This is a genomic window from Albidovulum sp. (genome assembly GCF_049646345.1).
Classification (GTDB): domain Bacteria; phylum Pseudomonadota; class Alphaproteobacteria; order Rhodobacterales; family Rhodobacteraceae; genus Albidovulum.
The window spans coordinates 1-3867 of sequence record NZ_JBARVQ010000776.1 but is presented as its reverse complement, the minus strand read 5'-3'; the positions used below and the strand labels follow the sequence as shown (position 1 = coordinate 3867).

Below are 3867 nucleotides of genomic sequence, written 5' to 3'. Positions count from 1 at the left end.
GCCGATGACCGATAGGGTCCAGACCGAACCGCTGACGTCATCCGCCTTCGCTCCCTTCGGCGATATATTGGACGCATCCGGCGATCCGGACCGGATCATCAATCAGGGGCTTTGCGGCCGCTATCATGACCGGGCGCGGCTGGATTTCGGGCCGGGCGGGCGGGCGGGGATCTCGGTCTTCAGGGCCGAGACGCGCGCGCTGCCCTACCGGCTCGAGATGGTTGAGCGGCACCCGGAGGGGTCGCAGGCTTTTCTGCCGATGTCGATGGACCCCTTCCTTGTCATCACTGCTCCGGATGAAGGGGGCATGCCGGGCTGTCCGCGCGCCTTCGTGACCGCGCCGGGGCAGGGGATCAATCTTCACCGGAACATCTGGCATGGCGTTCTGACCCCGCTTTCCGGCCCCGGCCTCTTCGCCGTGATCGACCGGATCGGCGATACGCCCAATCTTCAGGAATACTGGTTCCCGACGCCCATTCTTGTGGTGTCAAACAACTGACGAAGGCCGGTCAACGGCCCGAAACGCGCGATAAAGAGGGAGAGAGACATGACCGATACTTCCATCGGGACGCCGGAGCAGCTCCGCGATCCCGACTACACGCCGCCTTTGGCGAAGGCCGTACCGCTCGGAATTCAGCACGTACTGGCGATGTTCGTCTCGAACGTCACGCCCGCGATCATTGTCGCGGGGCGGCGGGGGTGGGCTTTGGCTCGGATGATCTGACGCCGATGCTCTACATGATCCAGATGTCGATGCTCTTTGCCGGTATCGCCACACTCTTTCAGACCATCGGCATGGGGCCGGTCGGGGCAAGGCTGCCCATCGTGCAGGGGACGAGTTTCGCCTTCGTACCGATCATGATCCCGGCTGTGGCCGGGCTTGGCACGGCGGGACTTGCCGGGTTGATGACCGGGGTGGTCATCGGCGGCTGCTTCCATTTCTGCCTTGGCTTCATTATCGGCCGCATCCGTTATGCGCTGCCGCCGCTTGTGACCGGGCTGATCGTCCTGATGATCGGCCTCGCGCTGGTCAAGGTCGGCATTCAATATGCCGCCGGAGGGGTGCCGCTGATCGGCAAGCCGGAATACGGGTCCATGGCGATGTGGTTCCCGGCCCTTGTGGTCATTGTCGTGACACTTGCGCTCAAGTTCTTCACCCGCGGTTTCATGGCCGTGGCGGCCGTCCTGATCGGGATCATCGTCGGCTATATCGTCGCGGCGATGATGGGGCAGGTGAATTTCGGCCGGATCGGCGGGGCAGCCTTGTTCGCGCCGCCGCTGCCCTTCAAATGGGGGTTCGAGATGAACGGCGCGATCATCATCGGCATGTGTCTGATGGCGGTCGTCTCGGCGATCGAGACCGTGGGCGACACGTCGGGCATCACCAAGGGCGGTGCGGGCCGCGAGGCGACGGACAAGGAGGTTGCGGGGGCGACCTTTGCCGACGGGCTCGGCACGGCTGTGGCGGGGATCTTCGGCGGTCTGCCCAACACCTCGTTCAGTCAGAATGTCGGACTGATCGCGATGACCGGCGTGATGAGCCGCCATGTCGTTACAATCGGAGCGCTCTTCCTGATCGTCTGCGGCCTCATTCCGAAGATCGGCGCGGTGATCCAGACGGTGCCGATCAATGTTCTGGGGGGCGGCGTGATCGTGATGTTCGGCATGGTTGCCGCCGCGGGCGTCAACATGCTGTCGGATGTCACCTGGAATCGCCGCAACATGGTGATCTTCGCGATATCGCTGTCGATCGGTTTCGGGTTGCAGCTTGAACCCGGTGCACTGCAGCATCTGCCGAAGACTGCGCAGATCCTGATGACCTCGGGCCTGTTGCCGACCGCGATCATTGCGATCGTGCTCAATCTGGTCCTGCCCGAGACGATCGAGGAGTAAGGCGTTTCGCGTTTCCACGGGAACCCGAAACGCCTCTATCTGATTGAGCGCCCGTACCGGGCGCAAGACATATGCCCGGTCCACGGCAAGGCCGTGGTCCGGGCGATGGGTCCCGGCCTCAGATGGCGGCACCCAACAGGGATGACAGCGCGCGGGTGCTGGCCTTCTGACCGCCGGGCCGGACTTCGGACCGGGCGAGGATACGCATGCCGACATAGAAGGTGATGAGCGCTTCGGCCCGGTCGGCGCGGGGGCCTGCCTCGTGCATGCCGGGGATGTCCGAGGCGCTGAGGGCCATCTCAAACCCATCGCGGATCTGGCCCAGCCCGCGTTCCACTGCGCCCGCGATTTCGGGGTCGGTCGCGGCGGGTCCGGCGGCGGCCGAGCAGAGCAGGCATCCCCTTCGGTCGCCTGCCTCTGCCACCAGGGCGATATGGTTGAAGAGCGCCATGATCCGGTCGCGTCCGTTGGGCATTGCGGGATCGGTGAGCATGTTGACCGCCATGGCCACGGCTTCGGTCTCATACCGGTCGAGCACGGTCAGGAAGAGCGCCTTCTTGCTTTTGAACGCCTTGTAGACGCTGCCGCGCGTGAGCCCCATTCCGGTCAGAAGGTCGGGCAATGCGGTTCCGTCATAGCCAAGTGCCCAGAAAACGCCGAGCGCCTTTTCAATGGCGTCATCCTCATCGAATTCGCGTGGTCTGGCCATCTGGCACCCTCCTGTCCGGGATCAGGTAGAGGTTTGGAACCGAAAGGTCAATAATTCACGCGCTTGTGTTTGGAACTGTTTGGTTCCTAATGCTATCGGGGACTTGCCGCTGGATGTCCGGCGCCAAGATCAACCCGAAAGGACAGATTATGAAACAGCTTCTGACACCGATCCTCGCCGCCGCCGTGACCGCGATGGTTATGATCATGCCCATGGGCGCGAATGCCGCGATGAAGGGCGGCTTCACCGGCGCCAACGAACATGTCACCACCGGCGGTGTGCAGGTTGTCCGCACCGCAGATGGCGGTGCCGTGGTGATCCTTGACAGCGATTTCAGCCTTGATGGCGCGCCCGATCCGCATGTCGGCTTTGGTCGCGACGGAGAATTCGACGTGGCGAGTGATCTGGGCAAGCTGATGGCCGATACCGGATTGCAGATCTTCGTCGTGCCCGCCTCGGTCAATGTCGAGGACTATAACGAAGTGTATATCTGGTGCTTGGAATTCAGCGTCGCCCTTGGCGTGGCGTCACTGAACTGACCAATCCGGGTAGGGTGGGGTCGAACCCCACCCTAAGCTGCCATCAGTCGCGCGGCGTCGGGATTGCAGTTGGAACAGTATCATCTGGTGTCGTGCCAGACGAAGCGGATACAGTTCCTCCCTCCGCCCCCCTTCCTCCTGCCTGCCGCCGTCATTGCAAGGTAGAGAGTCCCTCGTTTTGTTCGAACACACCGGGAATTGGTTTGAAATCTGCCGCTGTTGCCCGGCCCGGGCTTTCGTTTCGGATAGGACCTGATTAAACGTGCAATGCGTGGTGCCGTCAGAATCCGATCTACAGAAATGGTTCGGTCGCACCAAGCTTATTCAATCAAAGCGTCCACCACCCCCGCCGCATGCAGCTTTTGCCCTGTCACATAGTACATGGAATCGGCTGATGTTTCTTGCCCAACCTGCAGGATCTCGTCAGGTATACCGCCTTTTCGTAACTCCTTGAACATTTCCAGAGTAGCCGTCCGGCCAGCAAACCGGCCCAATTCGCTGTCCGTGTCGGCGATGGCACTCCCGCGGTGAAAGCCGAAGTCAGCCTCGGGCAGCGCCAGAAGCCGACGGGCGCGCAACGCGACTATCACGCATGCGCTGGCGCAGGTTCCATTGACATGCACTTCAATCTGGTTCTTGACGACGAAGTCGCCGATGGACTGTGCGCTGTCGATGCGTCCGCCGCCGCTGTCAAGTTCCAGAACGGAAAAGGGTGAGTTGTCATAG

The 3867-nt window shown here is 62.1% G+C and carries 4 protein-coding genes and 1 pseudogene; 3 read left to right on the top strand and 2 right to left on the bottom strand.

The annotated features are described in order from the left end of the window. Positions 1–4 precede the first annotated feature (4 nt). Positions 5–499 (top strand): ureidoglycolate lyase, encoded by a 495-nt coding sequence (locus tag WBB85_RS20440; RefSeq protein WP_432640427.1) that lies wholly within the window; start codon positions 5–7, stop codon positions 497–499. Between the two features lie 48 nt (positions 500–547). Then, positions 548–1893: pseudogene (locus tag WBB85_RS20435) on the top strand (uracil-xanthine permease family protein). 118 nt (positions 1894–2011) lie between these two features. Here the strand turns inward: WBB85_RS20435 and WBB85_RS20430 are convergent. After that, positions 2012–2602, bottom strand: coding sequence for a TetR/AcrR family transcriptional regulator (locus tag WBB85_RS20430; RefSeq protein WP_432640426.1), 591 nt, complete (start codon positions 2600–2602; stop codon positions 2012–2014). Between the two features lie 149 nt (positions 2603–2751). Between WBB85_RS20430 and WBB85_RS20425 the strand changes: the two genes are divergently transcribed. Beyond that, a complete protein-coding gene (locus WBB85_RS20425; protein ID WP_432640425.1) occupies positions 2752–3141 on the top strand; it encodes a DM13 domain-containing protein in 390 nt (129 codons plus the stop codon). 320 nt (positions 3142–3461) lie between these two features. Here WBB85_RS20425 and WBB85_RS20420 read toward each other — a convergent pair. Continuing rightward, on the bottom strand, positions 3462–3867 hold a 406-nt coding region (locus WBB85_RS20420; RefSeq protein ID WP_432640424.1), incomplete at its 5' end, for a hypothetical protein.